Annotated in this window: 19 protein-coding genes; 12 read left to right on the top strand and 7 right to left on the bottom strand. The window is 39.9% G+C overall.

Annotation, left to right across the window (positions count from 1 at the left end; genetic code table 11):
* Window positions 1–11: 11 nt before the first annotated feature.
* The 7 genes from RM529_RS07835 (at window position 12) to RM529_RS07805 (ending at window position 5,422) form a co-directional block, all read left to right on the top strand.
* Window positions 12–278: a hypothetical protein gene (locus tag RM529_RS07835; protein WP_311484252.1), complete on the top strand. Its 267-nt coding sequence runs from the start codon at window positions 12–14 to the stop codon at window positions 276–278.
* Window positions 268–552, top strand: a complete 285-nt coding sequence (locus RM529_RS07830; RefSeq protein WP_311484251.1) for a type II toxin-antitoxin system RelE/ParE family toxin — start codon at window positions 268–270, stop codon at window positions 550–552. The genes RM529_RS07835 and RM529_RS07830 overlap by 11 nt, the downstream gene beginning before the upstream one ends.
* Window positions 553–558: 6 nt before the next feature.
* Entirely contained in the window at window positions 559–1,107 is a 549-nt protein-coding gene (locus tag RM529_RS07825) for a CopD family protein (RefSeq protein ID WP_311484271.1), read from the top strand.
* A 41-nt stretch (window positions 1,108–1,148) separates the two neighbouring features.
* Window positions 1,149–2,633 carry a sensor histidine kinase gene (locus tag RM529_RS07820; RefSeq protein ID WP_311484250.1) on the top strand — a complete coding sequence of 495 codons (1,485 nt, stop codon included), beginning with the start codon at window positions 1,149–1,151 and terminating at the stop codon, window positions 2,631–2,633.
* A gap of 18 nt (window positions 2,634–2,651) precedes the next feature.
* Entirely contained in the window at window positions 2,652–3,434 is a 783-nt protein-coding gene (locus tag RM529_RS07815; protein WP_311484249.1) for an enoyl-CoA hydratase/isomerase family protein, read from the top strand.
* 68 nt (window positions 3,435–3,502) lie between these two features.
* On the top strand, window positions 3,503–4,576 hold the full coding sequence (locus RM529_RS07810; RefSeq protein ID WP_311484248.1) for a PA0069 family radical SAM protein: 1,074 nt from the start codon (window positions 3,503–3,505) through the stop codon (window positions 4,574–4,576).
* 63 nt (window positions 4,577–4,639) lie between these two features.
* Window positions 4,640–5,422, top strand: coding sequence for an Fpg/Nei family DNA glycosylase (locus RM529_RS07805; protein ID WP_311484247.1), 783 nt, complete (start codon window positions 4,640–4,642; stop codon window positions 5,420–5,422).
* Between the two features lie 74 nt (window positions 5,423–5,496).
* Here the strand turns inward: RM529_RS07805 and RM529_RS07800 are convergent, their stop codons facing one another.
* From RM529_RS07800 to RM529_RS07790, 3 genes are all read right to left on the bottom strand, one after another.
* Window positions 5,497–6,156 (bottom strand): HD domain-containing protein, encoded by a 660-nt coding sequence (locus RM529_RS07800; protein WP_311484246.1) that lies wholly within the window; start codon window positions 6,154–6,156, stop codon window positions 5,497–5,499.
* 66 nt (window positions 6,157–6,222) lie between these two features.
* A complete protein-coding gene (locus RM529_RS07795; protein WP_311484245.1) occupies window positions 6,223–6,954 on the bottom strand; it encodes a lysophospholipid acyltransferase family protein in 732 nt (243 codons plus the stop codon).
* Window positions 6,955–7,160: 206 nt separating this feature from the next.
* The gene (locus tag RM529_RS07790) at window positions 7,161–7,571 is read right to left on the bottom strand and encodes a BrxA/BrxB family bacilliredoxin (protein ID WP_311484244.1); all 411 of its coding nucleotides are present in this window, start codon (window positions 7,569–7,571) and stop codon (window positions 7,161–7,163) included.
* A gap of 181 nt (window positions 7,572–7,752) precedes the next feature.
* Here RM529_RS07790 and RM529_RS07785 point away from each other — a divergent pair, with 181 nt between their 5' ends.
* Window positions 7,753–8,493, top strand: coding sequence for a TerB family tellurite resistance protein (locus RM529_RS07785; protein WP_311484243.1), 741 nt, complete (start codon window positions 7,753–7,755; stop codon window positions 8,491–8,493).
* Between the two features lies 1 nt (window position 8,494).
* Here the strand turns inward: RM529_RS07785 and RM529_RS07780 are convergent, their stop codons facing one another.
* Complete coding sequence (locus RM529_RS07780; RefSeq protein WP_311484242.1) at window positions 8,495–10,762, bottom strand: TonB-dependent receptor; 2,268 nt, start codon at window positions 10,760–10,762, stop codon at window positions 8,495–8,497.
* 99 nt (window positions 10,763–10,861) lie between these two features.
* On the opposite strand from RM529_RS07780, the gene RM529_RS07775 reads away from it, so the two are divergent.
* Together RM529_RS07775 and RM529_RS07770 are read left to right on the top strand one after the other, a co-directional pair.
* Window positions 10,862–11,518 carry a metal-dependent transcriptional regulator gene (locus RM529_RS07775; RefSeq protein WP_311484241.1) on the top strand — a complete coding sequence of 219 codons (657 nt, stop codon included), beginning with the start codon at window positions 10,862–10,864 and terminating at the stop codon, window positions 11,516–11,518.
* Window position 11,519: 1 nt separating this feature from the next.
* A complete protein-coding gene (locus tag RM529_RS07770) occupies window positions 11,520–12,341 on the top strand; it encodes a ZIP family metal transporter (protein WP_311484240.1) in 822 nt (273 codons plus the stop codon).
* Window positions 12,342–12,935: 594 nt separating this feature from the next.
* On the opposite strand, the gene feoB is transcribed toward RM529_RS07770, so the two are convergent.
* The 3 genes from feoB to RM529_RS07755 form a co-directional block, all read right to left on the bottom strand.
* Window positions 12,936–15,038 carry a ferrous iron transport protein B gene (feoB, locus tag RM529_RS07765; protein ID WP_311484239.1) on the bottom strand — a complete coding sequence of 701 codons (2,103 nt, stop codon included), beginning with the start codon at window positions 15,036–15,038 and terminating at the stop codon, window positions 12,936–12,938.
* A gap of 1 nt (window position 15,039) precedes the next feature.
* A complete protein-coding gene (locus RM529_RS07760) occupies window positions 15,040–15,270 on the bottom strand; it encodes a FeoA family protein (RefSeq protein ID WP_311484238.1) in 231 nt (76 codons plus the stop codon).
* 88 nt (window positions 15,271–15,358) lie between these two features.
* Window positions 15,359–16,024 (bottom strand): SCO family protein, encoded by a 666-nt coding sequence (locus tag RM529_RS07755; protein ID WP_311484237.1) that lies wholly within the window; start codon window positions 16,022–16,024, stop codon window positions 15,359–15,361.
* 152 nt (window positions 16,025–16,176) lie between these two features.
* Here RM529_RS07755 and rseP point away from each other — a divergent pair, with 152 nt between their 5' ends.
* Together rseP and RM529_RS07745 are read left to right on the top strand one after the other, a co-directional pair.
* Complete coding sequence (gene rseP, locus RM529_RS07750; RefSeq protein ID WP_311484236.1) at window positions 16,177–17,493, top strand: RIP metalloprotease RseP; 1,317 nt, start codon at window positions 16,177–16,179, stop codon at window positions 17,491–17,493.
* Between the two features lie 177 nt (window positions 17,494–17,670).
* Window positions 17,671–19,671 carry a protein-disulfide reductase DsbD family protein gene (locus RM529_RS07745; protein WP_311484235.1) on the top strand — a complete coding sequence of 667 codons (2,001 nt, stop codon included), beginning with the start codon at window positions 17,671–17,673 and terminating at the stop codon, window positions 19,669–19,671.
* The last annotated feature ends 73 nt before the right edge of the window (window positions 19,672–19,744 follow it).

Raw genomic sequence — 19,744 nt, 5'->3', positions numbered from 1 at the left:
AAGCCGGAGATATGAACAGGGATCAGTTAAAAATAGAACTTCTTCAAAAAATCATTGAGTGTAATGACGAAAAGTTGCTTGCAGAAGTGGATAATATTCTAAAATCTTTTCCTTCTGAAGTAAAAGAAGCCACGGAGCAGTACTTTGCCAGTTCTCCTATTCCTGATTCTCATTATGAACAACTAGATAGAGACTATCAAAAATACAAGGAGGGAAAAATAGAACTGGAATCCTGGGCTGAAGTTAAAGAACGTATTAAAATAGAGCATGAGCTTTAAAATCAGGCTCTTCCCCAGAGCGGAAAAGGAAATTTCAGAAGCTGTCCTATGGTATGAAAATAAACAAAAAGGATTGAGTACAGTTTTTATAGATAAATTAGATTCTACATTCCGCATTTTAAAGCAGAATCCTCATAGTTTTATCCGTAGAAATAAATTCCGTCAGGTTCAGGTAGAAAAATCCCCCTATATTATTATCTATAATATTGAAGAGAATGAAATTATTATCCACTCCGTCTTCCATACCCGTCAGGATCCCACAAAAAAGCCATAAGCAGTGATTGAATATTATAATTACATAAAATCACTTCATCTTATTTTTGTGATCACCTGGTTTGCCGGGCTTTTTTATATTCCGCGGTTATTTGTTTACCATATTGAAGCCGCTCAGAAATCAGAACCGGAAAAAACAATTCTTACAGATCAATTTAAGCTAATGACCCAAAGGTTGTGGTACATTATCACCTGGCCCTCGGCTATACTGGCTACTGTTTTTGCAATCTGGCTGCTTTTTCTTATTCCCTCCTGGCTTCAGCAGGACTGGATGCTGGTAAAGCTGGGATTTGTAGTGCTGCTTTTTGCCTACCACTTTAAAAGCCATTTAATTTTTAAAGAGCTGCAAAGGGATATTATAAAATGGACATCCACCCAAATGAGGATCTGGAACGAAGGATCAACCCTTGTGCTTTTTGCTGTGATTTTCCTTGTAATTGTTCGGGATGCAATCAACTGGATTTATGGAGTGCTGGGAATATTTGCACTGGCAATTGTGCTGATGCTGGGAATAAGATTATACAAAAAAATAAGGTCAGGCAACCCGAAATCCTAGACTGGTGCGATAATTGATAAAACGGAAGTAAGAAATTTTCTATGAGGCTTTTAAAACTTTCCCTGCGTACGCGAATCTTTATATCCATGATATTGCTGGTGCTTGGAGCTTCTATTCTTATTGCCGGTGTTACCGTTTATCAATACAAACAGGAAGCTGAAAACTATCACAGGGAACGCCTGGAGAGAAAAGAGCAGGCAATCAAGGAAAACCTCAAATTTGTCTTGGCCAACACTACTTATCTGGTTGATACCGAAAATATTCCTTTAATTTTTGAGGAGCGAGATAAGATTTATCAAATAGCGCAGGTACATGAAATGCCTATTAATATCTATGATCTGGAAGGGAGGTTACTGGTAAAATCCAGTGGTTTTGCCTTTAGGGATACTACAGATAACCGGATAGATCCAAATATAATTGAGAAACTGGATTCCTCAAGCAAGAGAAGATATTTAAGAAAGACAGAGGTGGAGGGCCGAAAATACAGGTCCTCCTATAGTTATATTACCGACCATAAATTTAAGCCGCTGGCAATTTTATATTTACCTTATCTTCAGGATGATAGTTTGCTTAACAGGGATCTCAATAACTTCTTGATGCGTATGGGCGAGATTTATCTCTTTATGCTCATTTTGGCAATTATCATGTCCTATTTCCTTTCAAGGTATATCACGAAATCTTTAAAGATCATTTCTGAAAAAATTAATCAGACGAGACTGGACAAAAAGAACCAGAAAATTGAGCTCAACAATGCCACAGAAGAAATTTTTGCGCTGGTTTCAGCATATAATAGTATGATTGATGAACTGGAAGAAAGTGCTGTAAAACTGGCTACAGGAGAACGGGAACAGGCCTGGCGGGAAATGGCAAAACAGGTAGCGCATGAAATTAAAAACCCGCTAACTCCAATGCGCCTTAGCGTACAAAGCTTTGAGCGTCAATTCGATAAAAATGATCCTGATATTGAACAAAAGGTAAAGGAGTATAGCGATACACTTATTAGTCAGATTGATACAATGAGTTCCATTGCTTCGGCTTTTTCAAATTTTGCTAAAATGCCGGCGCAGCAAAATGAGACGCTTAATGTTCCAAAAATTGTAAAACTGGCGCTGGATATATTCAATGAGAATTATATTGTCTTTACTTCAGAAAAAGAAGAAATACTGGCAAAATTCGACAGGACTCAGCTTATTCGTGTAATTACTAATCTTGTAAAAAATGCCGTGCAGGCATTAAAGGAGCAGGAAGATCCTAAAATCCTGGTAAGTGTGGAGGAGGAAGAAGAGAATGTTTGTATTTCAATTTGTGATAATGGCTCGGGAATACCAGATAAAAACAAAGAAAAAATCTTCGAGCCAAAATTTACCACAAAATCAAGCGGAATGGGGCTAGGGCTGGCGATGGTTAAAAATATCGTGGAAACCTATAATGGAACAATAAATTTTATTTCCAGTCCCGATAAAGGCACTATCTTTAAGGTAAGATTTCCCAAATGGAGTGGGAAAGTCCACGGAATAAATCAATAAAACCGAAAATAGACCGGAATGGATTATAAAAACCTCATTGTAGAAATAGATGATAACATTTTGTATGTGACCATCAACAGGCCATCTAAATTAAACGCTTTAAATAAAGATACCATTGCAGAGCTTCATGAAGCTTTTGCCGACGCGAAGGAGGACGAAGAAACTAAAGTTATCATTTTAACCGGAAGTGGAGAGAAGGCTTTTGTTGCAGGTGCAGACATCAGTGAGTTTTCAGATTTCTCTCCCGAAGAAGGGAAACAATTGGCGGCAGATGGGCAGGCGAAGCTTTTTGATTACGTGGCCAACTTTCCAAAGCCCGTAATTGCGGCTATTAATGGCTTTGCCCTTGGGGGTGGACTGGAACTTGCCATGTCGGCACATTTTAGGATCGCTAGTGACAATGCAAAAATGGGACTTCCGGAGGTTTCCCTGGGAGTAATTCCGGGTTATGGCGGAACCCAGCGTTTACCGCAACTGGTAGGTAAAGGCCGTGCTATGGAAATGATCATGACTGCCGGGATGATCGATGCCAATCAGGCGCTTCGGTATAACCTCGTAAACCATGTGACCGCGCAGGACGAATTAATTGAATTTGCTGAAAGCATGGCCGCAAAAATCCTGAAGAATTCTTCAGTAGCCATAAGCGCGGCAATAAGGGCGATAAATGCCAATTATGAGGCGGGAGTAAATGGATTTGAAACAGAGATTGAAGAATTTGGAAGATGTTTTGGAACCGAAGATTTTGAGGAAGGAACTTCTGCTTTTCTAAATAAACGTAAAGCTAATTTCCCCGGAAAATAGGGGGGATCAGATTTCATAAAAATAGGGATTAATTCCATTAATCTGGATTTATTCCCTATTTTTGTTTTATGGTAGAAGGGGATTTTATAAAGGGAAGAGGAGCACAACGCAACGTTCACAACAGGTTTGATACGTACAGCCATGAAACAAGGGATGATTTTCTCAACTATTGTGCGGTAGAAGGGGATGAGGTGCAGGATTCAAAGACCACCTTAATAGATACCTTCCCTAAAACTATTGTAAATAAAGTTAATAGTCCCGATGTAGGAATGGGATTTTCCCTAAATCCGTACCAGGGATGTGAACATGGTTGTATTTATTGCTACGCCCGAAATTCTCATGAATATTGGGGATACAGCGCCGGACTCGATTTTGAGCAGAAAATCCTGGTAAAAAGGAATGCCGTTGAGCTACTGGAGAAGAAATTGAGCGGCAGGAGCTGGCAGGCAGAAACCATTGTACTTTCCGGAAATACCGACTGTTACCAACCTATAGAAAAGAAGCTCAAGATCACGCGGCAACTATTACAAACTTTTTTAAAGTACCGGCACCCTGTAGGTATAATTACTAAAAATGCCCTCATCCAAAGGGATATCGATATTCTTAAAGAACTCGCTGCAGATAACCTGGTGCATGTGAACCTTTCGGTAACATCTTTACATGAAGAAACCCGCAGGATTCTTGAGCCACGCACGGCGAGTATTAAGAAACGGTTGGAAACTATAGAAAAATTATCTGTTGCAAACATTCCTGTAAGCGTGATGATGGCACCAATCATTCCGGCCATCAATAGTCATGAAATTATGCCTTTGGTAAAGGAGGTTGCTGAAAGGGGAGCGCGAAGTGTGGGTTATACCATTGTGAGGTTAAATGGATCCATTGGACAAATTTTTACAGATTGGATAAAAAAAGCGCTTCCAGACAGGGCAGAGAAAGTATTGCATCAGATTGAGAATATCCATGGCGGAAGTTTAAATGACAGCCGGTTTGGAACCCGCATGAAAGGCGAAGGAAAATTTGCTGAACAGGTAGAACAGCAGTTTAAGATCGCCAGGAAAAAATACCTGAAGGATCGTCTTCGTACTCCCTTAAACCTGGATCTCCACGAGCAGTTTAAGGACGGGCAGCTAAAGCTTTTTTAGTTTCCTGTCTATTTTCTACAAAGACTGAAAATTTTAATAACTTAATCTGAAATTAAAGGACCTATGCCTGAATTACCTGAAGTCGCTTATCAAAAGAAGTATGTAGATGCGACCGCGCTGCATAAGGAAGTTGTGAAAATAGATTTTGGTGCAAAGAAGTTATTCCAGTCTCCGCAAAAGGAATTTGAAGATGCTATTTTAAACGAAAAAATCTCCGGAACCCAACAATTGGGAAAATATTTGTTTTTAAAGATAACTTCAGAAAAAGAGTTGGTGCTTCATTTTGGAATGTCCGGAAAAATGGAATTTTATCAGCATGATGAAGTTCCAAAACATGCCCAGCTTACGCTCTTTTTTGAAGATGATTCACGTTTGTCCTTTGTTTGTCCGCGTAAATTCGGAAAAATTTATTTAGCTGAAGGAATAGAAGATTTTCAGAAGAAACATTCTTTAGGGAACCATGCGCTGGATGTCAAGGAAGAGGAATTTATGGATTTGCTTCAGGATAAAAAAGGAAGTATAAAAAGTGCATTAACAGACCAGCATCTTATTGCCGGAATTGGTAATTTATATGCTGATGAAATCCTTTTTCAGTGTAAAATTCATCCGAAAACGAGTACGGCAAAGCTTTCTGAAAAAGAGAAGAAGTCTTTGTTCGAAAAAATGGAAAAAATTCTGAAAAAAGTCATAAAAAGTAAGACTGAAGATTCAAAACTACCTGAGAGTTACCTCACAAGGCACCGGAAGGAAGGAGCAGACTGTCCAGATTGTAAGGGCAAGGTGGAGATGATAAAAATTTCCGGGAGAAGCACCTATTTTTGCCCCGATTGCCAGGTTGAAAAATAGTTAACATCACCTTTGCAGCAATAACAAAGTAGATTTGGTCCAATAAATTAATGAAGGTCGAAAATTGGCAATTTTCATGCCTCACCATTCCACTCGTTATAGAATTGATCGAGATAAAGCTCCATAAAATTATGCCTTTCTGCAGCGATTTTGCGGCCGGTTTCGGTGTTCATCCTGTCTTTAAGTAAAAGCAGTTTTTCGTAGAAATGATTAATGGTAGGCGCATTGGAAGCTTTATATTCTTCTTTGGTCATGTTGAGGTTCGGTTCAATTTCGGGATCATACAAACCTCTGCCTTTAAATCCGCCATAATTGAAAGTCCGTGCAATCCCAATAGCACCAAGTGCATCCAGCCGGTCTGCATCCTGTACAATATCCAGCTCTTTAGAACTAAATTTTCGGGCTACGTTTCCGCCTTTAAAAGAAATATTTTCGATAATTTTTATCACATGTTGGATAACTTCCGAAGAAACCTTTTGGGATTTCAAAAATTCTTCTGCAATCTTGGGTCCAACGGTTTCGTCTCCATTATGAAATTTGGAATCTGCAATATCATGTAAAAGCGCTCCCAGAGCGATAACAAGATTATTAGCATCTTCTCCTTCAGCGATAAGTTTTGCGTTATTAAAAACCCGTTGAATGTGAAACCAGTCGTGGCCACCTTCGGCACCTTTTAGAGTTTCTTTTACAAATACTGTGGTATTTTCTATAATTCCGGTTTCTTGTGAGGTCATTAATTTGTGTTACAAACCTTACAGGTTTTTAAAACCTGTGAGGTTTAGCGGGTTAGTAAAATAATCTTATTTAATATCTGAAATAATTGTGCGCTCCACCAGCGCAATAAGGCTGTCTGGATCGTCTGAAGATACGGGGATGGGCTTATGTACTTTTAATTTAAAATGCACGCCCAGGCCTAAAGGAAAAAGTCCGTGCTGAAACAGCTTCCAGGAATTGTTAATAGTAAGTGGTACTACCATTGCATCTGGCATTTTTTTAAAAAGTATCTGCATACCTCGTACAGCAAACTTTTTAGGATGACCGGTGCGGCTCCTGGTGCCTTCAGGAAAAATAACGGCAGATCTGTTGGTCTCCTTAAGATAATCAGCAAATTTGCCCATTTTCGTTAAAGATTCCCGCGGATTCTTACGATCTATAAGAACCGAGCCGCCGTGTCTTAAATTGAAGGAAATACCGGGTATTCCTTTTCCTAATTCCTTTTTACTAACAAATTTTGGATGATGATCCCTTAAGTACCATATTATAAGGGGAATGTCATACATTCCCTGGTGGTTAGCCACAAAAATGCAGGGTTTTTCCACCGGAATATCGTGGGAATTCTCAAAACTGAAACGGGCTCCCGTTACATCCAGGCACCTCATCAGGAATAAGTTAAAAATGTCCACACTTTTCTTGTGAGCATAGTATCCTCCCAGTTTTAAAGAAATCCATTGGATGATATGAAAGACTGCAAGATTTATAAAAAAGAAAATATAGCTTATTACCGAAAGCGGATAAGAAAGTACTTTTTTCATTACTAAATTTAAAACGACAAAAATATGGTTTTAAACCTACACCGGGCAAGTAGAGGTGAATCTTATGTGGTAATCATATTTGGTTCTCCTGTAGTAAATATAAGATGTCACTTTCCAGTAAAGGTTACGTCTCTTCATTGAAAAAAAATAAAAAAACCGTTCAGAAAAAAATCCAAACGGTTTTAAAATTCTTTTTTTAAAAAATCTTAGCAGAACTCGTTATAAGCTCCTGTAAGATTTTCTGCGATCATTTCTGCAGGGCGTCCTTCAATATGATGGCGCTCCAGCATGTGAACCAGCTCCCCGTCTTTATAAAGTGCCATAGATGGCGAAGATGGAGGAAAAGGAACCATATAACCACGGGCTTTGTCTGTAGCTTCTTTATCTACACCTGCAAAGACAGTATATAAATTATCTGGTTTTTTCGCATTCTGTAAAGACATTCTTGCCCCTGGACGAGCGTTAGCTGCAGCACAACCACATACCGAATTAACTACTACCAATGTAGTTCCTTCCTTCTTCATAGCGGCATCAACTTCTTCTACAGTATGTAATTCTTCAAAACCTATATTGGTAAGGTCTTCTCGCATTGGTTTTACTAAATCTGCTGGATACATATATTGTAATTTTATATTAAACTAATTGTGAACTACAAAGATACCAAATATTGTTCACGTGAGCATATCTCAAATTCCTATCAGATAATAGGTTGAATTTATAAAGCTTAGGTTTTATAGATCCCGTTGCGGTTTTATACTTCTATAAAATAGTATCTTTGCTTTTTAAAAGAATTGCCTCATGATTAAATGGTTTGCGGCCCTGCTGGGCTTCATGTATTTTAGATTTGCAGGTGCTATCCTGGGATTTATTTTAGGAACTGTTTTAGATAACTATATACGTTCCAGTGGAGGGTTACTGGATGGTTTATTTGGCGAACAGAAAAAAAAGACAGTCTCCCCGGGAGATTTTGAACTTAACCTGCTTTCGCTATGTGCCCTGGTTATTAAAGCCGATGGGCAGGTTTCCCAGAGAGAGCTTGATTATGTGCGTTCTTATTTTGTTAGTTCCTATGGTAAGGAACGGGCAAATGCGACCTTCAGGACCTTTAATGATGTAATTAAGAACCGGGAGCTTTCTTCTTACCGTATAGCACAGTATCTTGCACATCGCACCAAGTATCCTACTCGCCTCCAAATCACTCATTTTCTCTTCGGAATAGCTCAGGCAGATGGTACGGTGAGCGAAGCTGAAACCAGGATCATTCAGGAAATAGCCGGATATCTCCGTATAAGTAAAATGGATTTTGAAAGTATTAAAGCGATGTTCTTTAAAAAGACAGCAGAAAGTGCTTATAAAATCCTTGAAATCGACAAGAGCGCTACAGATGCTGAAGTAAAAAAGGCCTTTAGGACCATGGCTAAAAAATACCACCCCGATAAACTGGGCCATATGGACGAAGCCTATCGCAAGGGAGCCGAAGAAAAGTTCCGGAAAGTACAGGAAGCCTACGAACAAATCCAGAAGGAGCGGGGAATGTAACTTAAAAGTTATATTTAAGGTTCAACATTATATTCCGGCCGGGGCTGCTCACGTTAAATGCCCTTAAAATGGACATATGGTCAACATAATTGTCATTTAAAGCATTGTAAGCGGTTATACCTGTTTCTAATTGATGATTTTCGAAATGGAATTTTTTACTCAATCCCAGGTTCAGCAAGGTGTAACCAGCTGTAGTCTCTTCATTTAACCCGGCCCTGTTTTGATCACTTATCATCCTGAGTTTTGTAAAAGCATAAAGTGATTTATCCTTTAATCCGAAATACCCCAATTCCAGGTTAAAATTATCCGGAGGGATAAAACTAAGGTTCCGGTTACTTTTAAGGTCTTCTGCACGTACAAATGCGCCCGAAAATTTAGTCACCAGTCTTTGGTTATTAAACCAGCTGTTTTTCAGGTTAAATTCAGCTCCGTACAAAAATGCGTTTGTTTGCAGGTAAGACCATACTTCAAGGTTTTCTTCCGGTATAGTTTCCGTAGTCGACGTGAAATAAATGTAATTGTTCACTTTACTTCCAAAAGCTGAAAAAACACCTTCAAACCATTTATTCCGGTAGGTATAGTTTATATCAGCTTGCACGCTTTGTTCCCTGCCAAATCCATCATTACCTTTTTCAAAGCGACTTGTACCGGGATGTGGGCCATTGGAGAACAATTCTGCAAGATCTGGTGCTCTGAACCCGGTGGAGAAATTCAGTTTTAACTGATTCTTCTGGTCAAAATTTTTTGTGGCGCCAATAGATCCTGTAAACCCGTTAAATGTTCTGGTCAGTTTCCGGTTATCGGGATTGCCCGGTAAAATAAAATCATCCTCAATTAATTCTGCCGAACCCGCATCTGCAGTTACTTTACGAAAATCGTAACGCAGTGCTCCCTGGAAGTACCAGGAATTTAGTTCCAGACTAGCGAGGTAGTATAAGCCACTTTCAAAAACATCGGCATCGGGTATTAAAAATTCCTGCGAGTCTTTAATGTTTCGGGTTTTTACAAAACTTCCCTGTGTCCCAAAGCTGTGATTTATTTTTCCCCCGTTTAAACTTATCCGGGCATTTAAAAAAGTATGGTTTTGTTGTAACCCTAGATCCACCAGGTCATAATCTTGTTCAATTTCCTTACGAATATTAGAGTGGTGGGAAAGGTGCAGGGAAGTTTTCAGGTCCTTATGCTGTGTATTTTGATTATAGGATAGCAGGAAATCTTCTACCTTCTGAAAAGGCAATTGCATCTCCCTGTCATTTCTGGTGGTTGCCAGGCTTTTGCTCTCCTGCATTTCTTCATCCAGAATGATCCCCAACTTTTGATCATTGTAGGAAAATGATAATTTATTCTGAAAATGTTCCCCTTCAATTCCGGTATGGATTCTAAGAGTTTTAGTATTAAACCTGCTATTTCCAATTATCTTGTTATTGCCGTTCTTATAGTCGGCATGGTTCTCGTAAGCCAGGTCTGCGGCGAAAAATATTTGGTTAGTAAGCATTTTTCCAATGGAGCCGTAAGTTCTTATCCCGTTTGAAATACTGTTGAAAGTAGTCCCAATATTCCCGGAAATTTTATTCGATTCTTTGTAAAATTCGTCATCATGGGTTAGTAATACACCTCCCAGTGCTCCAGAGCCATATAAAACCGAAGCCGGACCTTTAATCACATCTACCTTCTTTACACCCAAATCGTTTATACCCAATCCATGGTCTGCGCCCCACTGGTGATTTTCCAGTTTGTTTCCCTGGTAAATGGTGACTACCCGGGAGAATCCCAGGCCGCGTATAAACGGCTTAACAATTCCCTGTCCAAATTCGGCCCCATAGACTCCCGGGACTTCTCTTAAACTGCCCATCATCCCGTTGGGATTACCTTTTGATACTATCCCCTGCATATCTATACTGGAGATATTATATGGAGTCCTTCGGGTGAGTCTGGTCTGGGTATCTACGATAATAACTTCATTTAACTCAGATTGGTTGAGTTCAAGTTCCAGGGTTTCCTCAGTTTTACTGTTAGCGATTATAATGATCTGTTCTTCTAAACTTTTGTAGCCAATAGAACTGATTTTTACCTGATGCCTTCCAGCGGGAATATTTCTAAGCATAAAATCTCCATTTTCGTCTGCGGTAGTTCCCTTGCTTAAATTTTCTATATAAACCGTGGCAAATGATACGGGTGATCCTTCGTTTACTACTTTTCCTGAAAAGTGCCCCTCCTGGGCCCAGGTAATAACACAAGTTAATAAAGTTATACATGTTAGTAATTTCATATCTAGGATTTTGTCAAATGTACAACTATAATTTAGACAAGTCTAAAAATAGGATTTATAGATTTAAAAATGTAATTTTGGAATACGTAAATATTTGTTATGTTTAGCCTTTCTGAAGAAAATTACTTAAAAGCTATTTTCCACCTTGAACGCTCTTATAAAACAGGAGTTAGTACAAATGCTTTGGCAGAAGAGATGGAAACTAAAGCCTCTTCTGTAACAGACATGATTAAAAAACTTTCAGGAAAGAAACTGGTCAATTACCGTAAATATCAGGGCGTAAGACTAAGTGAATTAGGAAGAGAGACTGCTATAGAAGTGATTAGGAAACATCGATTATGGGAGTATTTCCTGGTGGAGAAGCTGGGTTTCCAGTGGGACGAGGTGCATGACATAGCAGAGCAACTGGAGCATATAAAATCTGAAAAACTTATTAGCCAGCTCGATAAGTTTTTAGGTTTCCCAAAAAGGGATCCTCATGGCGATCCCATTCCCGATGCCCAGGGGAAATTTGTGGTGGCCAATAAAATCCTGCTATCAGAACTGGAAAAAGAAAAAATGGGGATATGTGTGGGTGTTAAAGACTCTTCAGTAGATTTTTTACGTTTTCTGGATAAAAATAATATTGCCCTGGGAAAAGAGATAAAAGTTTTAGAAAAGGAAACCTTCGATGGATCTATGCTTGTTCTAATAGAAAATAATGAACTGCGAATTTCCCAGATCGTTTCTAACAATCTTTATATAAAAACAAATTAGAATGGAACAAATAATTACCTACTTTGAGCAATTGGATCCCGTATTGGCGGCTTTTTTAGCAACATTGTTTACATGGGGACTTACTGCTTTGGGTGCCTCTCTGGTTTTTCTTTTTAAGAACATGAATAGAAAAGTCTTTGATGGGATGCTGGGATTCACTGGCGGAGTAATGGTCGCGGCGAGTTTCTGGAGCCTTCTTGCTCCCGGGATAGAAATGAGCCCCGGGGAAGGTTTCGTAAAAGTCATCCCGGCAGTGGTAGGTTTTGGGCTGGGAGCCTTATTCATATTTGGGCTCGACAAAGTTTTGCCGCACCTGCATGTAAATTTTAAGATGGATGAAAAGGAGGGCGTGAAAACCAAATGGCATAAATCTGTTCTTTTAACCCTGGCAATTACGCTGCATAATATTCCTGAAGGGCTGGCCGTAGGAGTATTGTTTGGTGGAGCAGCTGCAGGGCTACAGGGTGCAAGTATAGGTGGTGCCGTAGCGCTGGCTATTGGTATTGGACTTCAGAATTTCCCTGAAGGTTTTGCAGTAGCAATGCCGTTAAGGGGGCAGGGATTAAGCCGCTGGAAAAGCTTTAATTACGGGCAACTTTCGGCTATTGTAGAACCTGTGGCTGCCGTTTTGGGGGCATGGGCTGTCCTGACTTTTGAGCCTATTTTGCCTTACGCACTCTGTTTTGCGGCCGGAGCCATGATTTTTGTAGTTGTGGAAGAAGTAGTGCCAGAAGCGCAACAGGGAAATTATACAGATATTTCTACCATGGGATTTATTGGTGGGTTTATGGTGATGATGACACTGGACGTTGGTTTAGCGTAAAACGTTGCAAATTCACACCGACCTTTTCTGAATATTTTAATCTGAAATTATTCCTGTAATAACGTGAGATTCCAACCTATAGGTCGATATTTGACATTTTTAGGCATCATCTTTTAAAGGTATTTCAGGATCTCTTATTCGTGTATTAGTGGCTATAGTTTGACTGGTCAACGACATTACCTTTCTTAAAGATCGATAATTGCCATTTTTGACGTGCGGCTATAATCGAAGTATATAAAAAGGATAGTTACAGGCTCAGGATTTGCTCAAAAAGTCACTTTTTCCGGATGTAGATACCGAAATTTTTGATTTTAAGACATTTCTCTGGACCAATTGTAGAAAAATAGGGTTCTTCCGAGTGTATTCTGAAGCTTATAATCAGCAAATAACCTGAAGAAATAGACTTCTAGCTGCAGCCGCATCCTGAAACCCCGCAGGCTTTCTGTTTTTCAGTCTTTCTGCGGATTAAAAAAGCAGGTTTCCATATAAATTTACTAATCATATATCCCACTGCGAGCGCAAAGGTCATAAAAACTAAAATATGTTGTAGTAATTCCATAGTAACTAAGTCGTTTTTATATTGTTTACTTACAATTATTTTAAAATCTGAAAGGCGGCCAAAGCCACTACGTATGCAAAAGCACTCATAAGCACCAGTTGCAATATTGGCCATTTCCAGGTATTGGTTTCCCTTTTTACAATCGCGAGTGTACTCATACATTGCATTGCAAAAGCATAAAAAAGCAACAGGCTTATCCCGCTCGCAAAGGTAAACAATGGGCCTCCAAGCACCGGATTGGTTTCTGCTGCCATCCGGTTTTTTATAGTCTCTTCCTCGTCACTACCTACACTATAGATAGTCGCCAGGGTTCCTACAAAAACTTCGCGTGCAGCAAAAGAGCTTATTATGGCTATTCCAATCTTCCAGTCGTAACCAAGAGGTGCGACCGCCGGTTCTATTGCCCGGCCCATGATGCCAATATAAGAATGCTTCAGTTTATAGGAAGAAACATCCTCCTGAAATTCTTCCGTAGAAGTACTTTCTTCAGAGTTATAGCCCGATGCCACTATTTCTTCAGCATTATTAAAATCTTCGCCCGGCCCAAAACTGGCTAAAACCCACAGGATTATTGAAATTGCCAAAATGATCTTACCGGCGCCCAGCACAAAAGATTTCGTTTTTTCAACTACGTTAATAGCGATATTTTTTATCATCGGTACCTTGTAATTCGGCATTTCGATAACAAAATAAGTCCTGTTTTTAATGTTTAATATGCTGTTTAAAATCCATGCCGAAAAGATAGCTGTCCCAAAGCCTATTAGGTAAAGTAACATTAAAGTAAGCCCCTGGTAATTAAACCCGAAGATTGTTTCATCCGGAATTACGAGTGCAATAATAATCAGATACACCGGAAGCCTTGCAGAACAGGTTGTGAAAGGAACTACCAGAATGGTGATAAGGCGTTCTTTCCAGTTTTCGATATTTCTGGTCGCCATAACTGCGGGAATTGCGCAGGCAGTTCCGGAAACCAGCGGGACCACGCTTTTACCACTTAATCCAAATCTTCGCATAATCCGGTCCATCAAAAAAACAACCCGGCTCATATACCCCGTTTCTTCTAAAATGCTTATAAACAGAAACAGAAATGCAATCTGCGGAATAAAAATTATAATTCCTCCAAGTCCGGGAATTATGCCTTCGGCCATGAGGTCTGTAAAAACCCCGGGAGGAAAGGTGTTGTTCACAATTTCGCTGAGGGATGCAAAAGTCTCGTCTATAAGGTCCATCGGGTAGCTGGACCAGTTATAAATGGCCTGGAATATCAGCAACAGGATAGAAAAGAAAATTACGTATCCCCAAACTTTATGGGTGAGCACCCTGTCCAGTTTTGCCCTTAGATCTGTCGCAGCATTAATATCTACGGTAAGGGCTTGTTTTAAAGTGCCGTTTATAAATTGATATCTTAAAACCGTCTCTTTCTGCTGAAGGCGTTTTAAGTCACTTTCGGACTTGGTATTAAAGTCTGTGGATTTATTTAGTTCCTTCCGGTCAATATTTCCGAAGTTAACATCCTGGGTAATTACCAGCCAAAGTTTGTATATGGATTGATTAGGAAAGGCTTTTCGTAGCCTGTCAAAATATTCAGGGTCAATTATGGAAGCATTTAAGCAGGGTTCTGTAGGAATGTGCTTATAATTAATGATCATTTCCTTAAGCTCATTGATCCCCTGGTTTTTTCTTGCACTTACCAGGGCAATTTTGGTCTTTAAGCGGTCTTCCAGCAGGTCTATGTCCAGTGAAATTCCTTTGCGTTCCATACGGTCTGCCATGTTAACAACAAGAATAGTAGGAATACCAAGATCTTTGATTTGGGTAAACAGAAGAAGGTTTCGCTTAAGGTTTTCGACATCGCTCACCACAACGGCGACATCTGGATAATCTTTATCATTTTTATTGAGCAGAAGCTCTATCACCACATTTTCATCCAGGGAAGATGCATTAAGGCTGTAAGTTCCCGGCAGGTCAAGAATATGAGCTTTTAACCCGCGGGGCAATTTGCAGATGCCTTCTTTCTTTTCTACCGTGATTCCGGGATAATTTCCCACCTTCTGGTTTAATCCTGTAAGCTGGTTAAAAACAGAAGTTTTCCCGGTATTGGGGTTTCCTATTAAGGCGACATTAATTTGTTTGCCCATGCTAGTCGATTAATTCTATTTCAATCTGTAGAGCCGTTTCCTTTCTAATAGCCAGGTGGCTTCCGTTAACATTGAGGTACAGGGGATCTCTAAAAGGTGCCATTTGCACCAGTTCTACTTCATTTCCCGGCAGGCAACCCATTTCCAAAAGTTTAAGCGGAACAGCATCGGCAGAGAATTCCTTAATAATTCCCCGTTGTCCACGCCTGAGATGTGCTACGGTAACTTTCAATGTTTATTTAGATTGAATTTAAACAAGGCAAAAGTAAGGGAAATAACACTAGTAGAAAAGCCTGAAGCTTAAAAAACTACTATTCCTTTTATTTGTTCTTTAAAAAGTCAATATCGGCCATGAGATTTTCAATAGCCTCAGGATCTGTACCATCATAAAAACCCCTTATCTGGCGGTTTTGGTCTATAAGCACAAAATTTTCTGTATGGATCATGTCGTATTTGCCGCCATCTCCTGTACTTTTCGTAGCCAGATAAGATTTTCTGGCGAGATCATAAATCTTCTTTTTATCACCGGTAACAAGGTTCCATTTTCCATCTATTACACCTTTTTCTTCAGCATATTTTTTTAACACGGGTACGCTGTCGGTCTTTGGAAACACAGTGTGTGAGAGCAGTAAAACTTCAGGATCATCTTTTATCTTTTCCTGAATTTTCAGCATATGATCTGTCATAATTGGGCAAATAGTAAGGCAGGTAGTAAAAAAGAAGTCGGCTACATAGATTTTATCCTTATAGAATTCCTGAGTGATCGTATCTCCGTTCTGGTTCACCAGTTCAAAATCTGCTATTTTATGGTATTTTCTTATATATTGAACTGTGGTGTCCACCAATTCCGCATTTACCATATCGGGTTGGTAAACGGGCAATGTCTTCTCGGGTTTAAGCAGCGAATAAATACTAAAAAGTATTATTGCCGAAAGAATGGAGAAGACAATGGCAAAGGTTTTGTATCGCTTAAAAAACTTTAGCATGAATAAAACTTTGGTGCAAAATTAACTGCTGGGAATCAAATAGTCACATTTTAGGGGCAAAAATTTCAGAAATGACAACAGTGGCAGATTTATACTTTTCTAGTAGTTTTTAAAAAGTTACTTTTGTGCGATTAAAATTTGAAGTTTAGAGAATGGATCCATTTGCAGTTAAAGCGATACAACTTTTACTTAGTTTATCATTGCTCATTGTATTACACGAGTTTGGGCATTACATCCCCGCCAAAATATTTAAAACAAGAGTAGAGAAATTTTTTCTGTTTTTTGATGTAAAATTTGCGCTTTTCAAAAAGAAAATCGGCGATACCGTCTACGGAATCGGGTGGCTGCCGCTTGGTGGTTATGTGAAAATTTCCGGGATGATAGACGAGAGCATGGACAAAGAGCAGATGTCGCAGCCGCCACAGCCATGGGAATTCCGCAGCAAACCGGCGTGGCAGCGTTTAATCATTATGCTGGGAGGGGTTACCGTAAACCTCGTTCTCGGTTTTCTGATTTTTATGATGATCCTTTTTGTTTGGGGCACCAGCTATGTTGGTCCCGAACAAATGCCTGAAGGTTTTGCAGTAGTAGACGAATTCAAGGAGTACGGTTTTGAAGATGGCGACAGGATTTTAGAGGTAAACGAAACCGGTTTTCAGAACAGTCTGGACATAAACCGCCATCTTTTTATGCGGGACGTGACTTCCATAACCGTTTTGCACCAGGATGGAAGTGAAGAAACCATTTCTATTCCAGAGGAGATTGGTGCCAAAATGTGGGAAGAAGGCATTATGCAGCCTTTTGTACCTATCCAGTCGCCGGTGTTGGACACTGTGGTGGCAGACAGGGCGGCGGCATTGGCGGGACTCCAAAAAGGCGACAGTATTATTTCTTTGAACAGCCGGGAAATTGGTTACTGGCACGAGGTAAGTCCTATTACAAAAGGGAATCCCAACAAGGAAATAGAGGTGGTTTACGAACGGGATGGCGAGATACAGGGATCTATGATTACTCCAGATGAGGAGGGATTAATAGGAGTAGCTGCCGTTCGTGGATTTGATTTTGAAAAACGTGAATATGGCTTTGCCGAAAGTATTTCTGAAGGATTTGAATACGGTTACTGGACATTGCACGATTATGTGGCCCAGTTTGAATATGTTTTTACCAAAAAAGGAGCTTCTCAACTTGGAGGTTTTGGCGCAATAGGCGGATTGTTCCCAGACACCTGGAACTGGGCCGGTTTCTGGCATACCACCGCTTTTATTTCGATCATCCTGGCGTTTATGAATATTCTGCCGATCCCTGCTTTAGATGGCGGTCATGTAGTGTTCCTGCTTTATGAAATGGTAACCGGAAGAACACCGAATGATAAATTTATGGAAATCGCCCAGCTGGTTGGGTTCGTAATTATTTTTGCGCTTGTGCTTTATGCCAACGGGAACGACATCTATAAATGGTTATTTGAATAAACTTTGAATTCAAGGAGCGGCCTCTAAAATGGTAATTTTCGTGCTACTGATTTAAGTCGTCTTTTAAATGTTTAAAGGTCGATAATTGGCGTTTTCAGGCAGTCGCTTTATTTTTTTCAGAATATGTCCTGTTTTAGTTTTTAATAACTTCTGAAGGACGTAAAACTACCTATTATCATGAAGAATTTCATCCTCTTTATATTTCTTCTCCTTTCCCTACAGGGATTTTCACAAATTTATGATCCTGTGGAATGGTCGGCGAGTGTGGAAAAACTTTCCGAAGCCGAAAACGAATATCTGCTAATTTTTTCTGCGGAAATTGAAGCGGGATGGCACCTTTATGCTCAGGATGTCCCTGAAAACGGCCCGATTGCGACCACTTTTTCATACGAGAAAAATGATAATTACGAGCTTTCAGGAGAAACTGAAGAAGAGGAGGGAGTAACAGTAGACGATCCTGTCTTTGGAATGCGTATCAAGTACTTTGAAGATGAAGCAAGCTTTCAGCAACGGATTATTTTATTGGAAGAATCCGCAACAATCACTACTTCGGTAGAATTTATGGTCTGCGACGACGAACGCTGTTTGCCTCCGGCGCTTGAAGAATTTACCTTAAACGTGCCCGCTACTTCAGCTATAAACACTTCCGCAGATCCTTCAATTTTTAATGATAATGTAAATTCAGAAGAGCCTGTAGATATTTCAAATGAGGTAGAAACAGGAATAACTTCTGCAAAAGAAAATAAAAAAGGCTTATGGGGTATCTTCTTTATCGCTTTCCTTTCAGGTTTTGCGGCACTGCTTACGCCCTGCGTTTTTCCTATGATTCCCATGACGGTAAGTTATTTTACCAAGCAAAGTAAAACCCGGGCAAAGGGAATACGGAATGCCATAATTTATGGGATTTCCATTGTTGTTATTTATGTTTTGCTGGGAACAGCCGTAACTGCCATTTTTGGTGCAGATTCTCTTAATGCACTGGCGACTAACGTCTGGTTTAACCTGATTTTCTTTGCGATATTGGTAATTTTTGCTGTCTCGTTTTTTGGCGCTTTCGATATTATGCTTCCCAATTCCTGGGCCAACAAAGTGGATTCCCAGGCAGATCGGGGAGGGATAATTGGCATTTTCTTTATGGCGCTGGCGCTGGCAATTGTATCTTTTTCATGTACAGGTCCTATTGTGGGAACACTTTTGGTGCAGGCGGCTTCAAAAGGAGGGATCGCTCCAATAGTTGGTATGTTGGGTTTTTCTTTAGCCATTGCTTTGCCTTTTGCGTTTTTTGCTGCTTTCCCGGGGTGGATGAATACACTTCCAAAGAGTGGGGGATGGTTAAATACGGTAAAAGTTTTTCTAGGATTTTTAGAGCTGGCATTAGCTTTTAAATTTCTCTCTCAGGCAGACCTGGTGCTACAACTGCACCTTTTGGAACGCGAAGTGTTTATCGCCATCTGGATCGCGATTTTTGGAACGCTTGCCTTATATTTATTCGGAAAGATAAAACTGCCACATGATTCTCCGCTGGAATCTATTTCTGTAGGAAGGTTAATGATGGGATTGCTGGTGCTCACGTTTACAATTTATCTTATTCCGGGACTTTGGGGAGCTCCGCTGAATCTTATCAGTGCTTTTCCGCCGCCAATGGAATACAGTGAATCACCATACGGAGTGGGATATACAAAAAATATAGCCTCAGGATCGGCTGCCAATGCTGAATTACCCGAGGGCGCGCACCTCATGCCTCCGCATGATATCCTGGTCTTCAATAATTATGAAAAAGGACTGGAATATGCTGAAGAAGTAGGAAAACCTGTTATGTTAGATTTTACCGGTTGGGCCTGCGTTAACTGCAGGAAAATGGAGCAGAATGTATGGCCAAAACAACATGTTCTGAATATTCTGAAAAATGATGTCGTACTCATTTCACTTTACGTAGATGATAAACGGGATTTACCTGAAGAAGACATTTATACTTCCGAAGTTACAGGAAGGGAAATTACTACTGTGGGCCAGAAATGGAGTGACTTCCAGATTAGCAGGTTTGAAGCAAATGCGCAGCCGTTTTACGTTCTTCTGGATCCAAGCGGAGAAAAACTGAACGAACCCGCAGCCTACACACCAGATCCTGATAAATATTATGAGTGGTTGCAGAAAGGAATTTCTGCTTATAGGGAATAGTAGTATCCTGCAAGGTTTATAATACCTTGTAGGTCTAAAATGCACTTGCAACACAAACTTTAAGTTGAGTGAC

The organism is Autumnicola edwardsiae (assembly GCF_031846505.1).
Lineage (GTDB): Bacteria > Bacteroidota > Bacteroidia > Flavobacteriales > Flavobacteriaceae > Autumnicola > Autumnicola edwardsiae.
The sequence above is the reverse complement of the archived record's forward strand: the minus strand, read 5'-3'. Positions and strand labels throughout refer to the sequence as shown.

What these genes read in the sequence shown, in the direction of transcription:
- RM529_RS07835 (WP_311484252.1), top strand. Translation starts at nt 12, where the DNA reads ATGAACAGGGATCAGTTAAAAATAGAACTTCTTCAAAAAATCATTGAG.
- RM529_RS07830 (WP_311484251.1), top strand. Translation starts at nt 268, where the DNA reads ATGAGCTTTAAAATCAGGCTCTTCCCCAGAGCGGAAAAGGAAATTTCA.
- RM529_RS07820 (WP_311484250.1), top strand. Translation starts at nt 1,149, where the DNA reads ATGAGGCTTTTAAAACTTTCCCTGCGTACGCGAATCTTTATATCCATG.
- RM529_RS07815 (WP_311484249.1), top strand. Translation starts at nt 2,652, where the DNA reads ATGGATTATAAAAACCTCATTGTAGAAATAGATGATAACATTTTGTAT.
- RM529_RS07810 (WP_311484248.1), top strand. Translation starts at nt 3,503, where the DNA reads ATGGTAGAAGGGGATTTTATAAAGGGAAGAGGAGCACAACGCAACGTT.
- RM529_RS07805 (WP_311484247.1), top strand. Translation starts at nt 4,640, where the DNA reads ATGCCTGAATTACCTGAAGTCGCTTATCAAAAGAAGTATGTAGATGCG.
- RM529_RS07800 (WP_311484246.1), bottom strand. Translation starts at nt 6,156, where the DNA reads ATGACCTCACAAGAAACCGGAATTATAGAAAATACCACAGTATTTGTA.
- RM529_RS07795 (WP_311484245.1), bottom strand. Translation starts at nt 6,954, where the DNA reads ATGAAAAAAGTACTTTCTTATCCGCTTTCGGTAATAAGCTATATTTTC.
- RM529_RS07790 (WP_311484244.1), bottom strand. Translation starts at nt 7,571, where the DNA reads ATGTATCCAGCAGATTTAGTAAAACCAATGCGAGAAGACCTTACCAAT.
- RM529_RS07785 (WP_311484243.1), top strand. Translation starts at nt 7,753, where the DNA reads ATGATTAAATGGTTTGCGGCCCTGCTGGGCTTCATGTATTTTAGATTT.
- RM529_RS07780 (WP_311484242.1), bottom strand. Translation starts at nt 10,762, where the DNA reads ATGAAATTACTAACATGTATAACTTTATTAACTTGTGTTATTACCTGG.
- RM529_RS07775 (WP_311484241.1), top strand. Translation starts at nt 10,862, where the DNA reads ATGTTTAGCCTTTCTGAAGAAAATTACTTAAAAGCTATTTTCCACCTT.
- RM529_RS07770 (WP_311484240.1), top strand. Translation starts at nt 11,520, where the DNA reads ATGGAACAAATAATTACCTACTTTGAGCAATTGGATCCCGTATTGGCG.
- feoB (WP_311484239.1), bottom strand. Translation starts at nt 15,038, where the DNA reads ATGGGCAAACAAATTAATGTCGCCTTAATAGGAAACCCCAATACCGGG.
- RM529_RS07755 (WP_311484237.1), bottom strand. Translation starts at nt 16,024, where the DNA reads ATGCTAAAGTTTTTTAAGCGATACAAAACCTTTGCCATTGTCTTCTCC.
- rseP (WP_311484236.1), top strand. Translation starts at nt 16,177, where the DNA reads ATGGATCCATTTGCAGTTAAAGCGATACAACTTTTACTTAGTTTATCA.
- RM529_RS07745 (WP_311484235.1), top strand. Translation starts at nt 17,671, where the DNA reads ATGAAGAATTTCATCCTCTTTATATTTCTTCTCCTTTCCCTACAGGGA.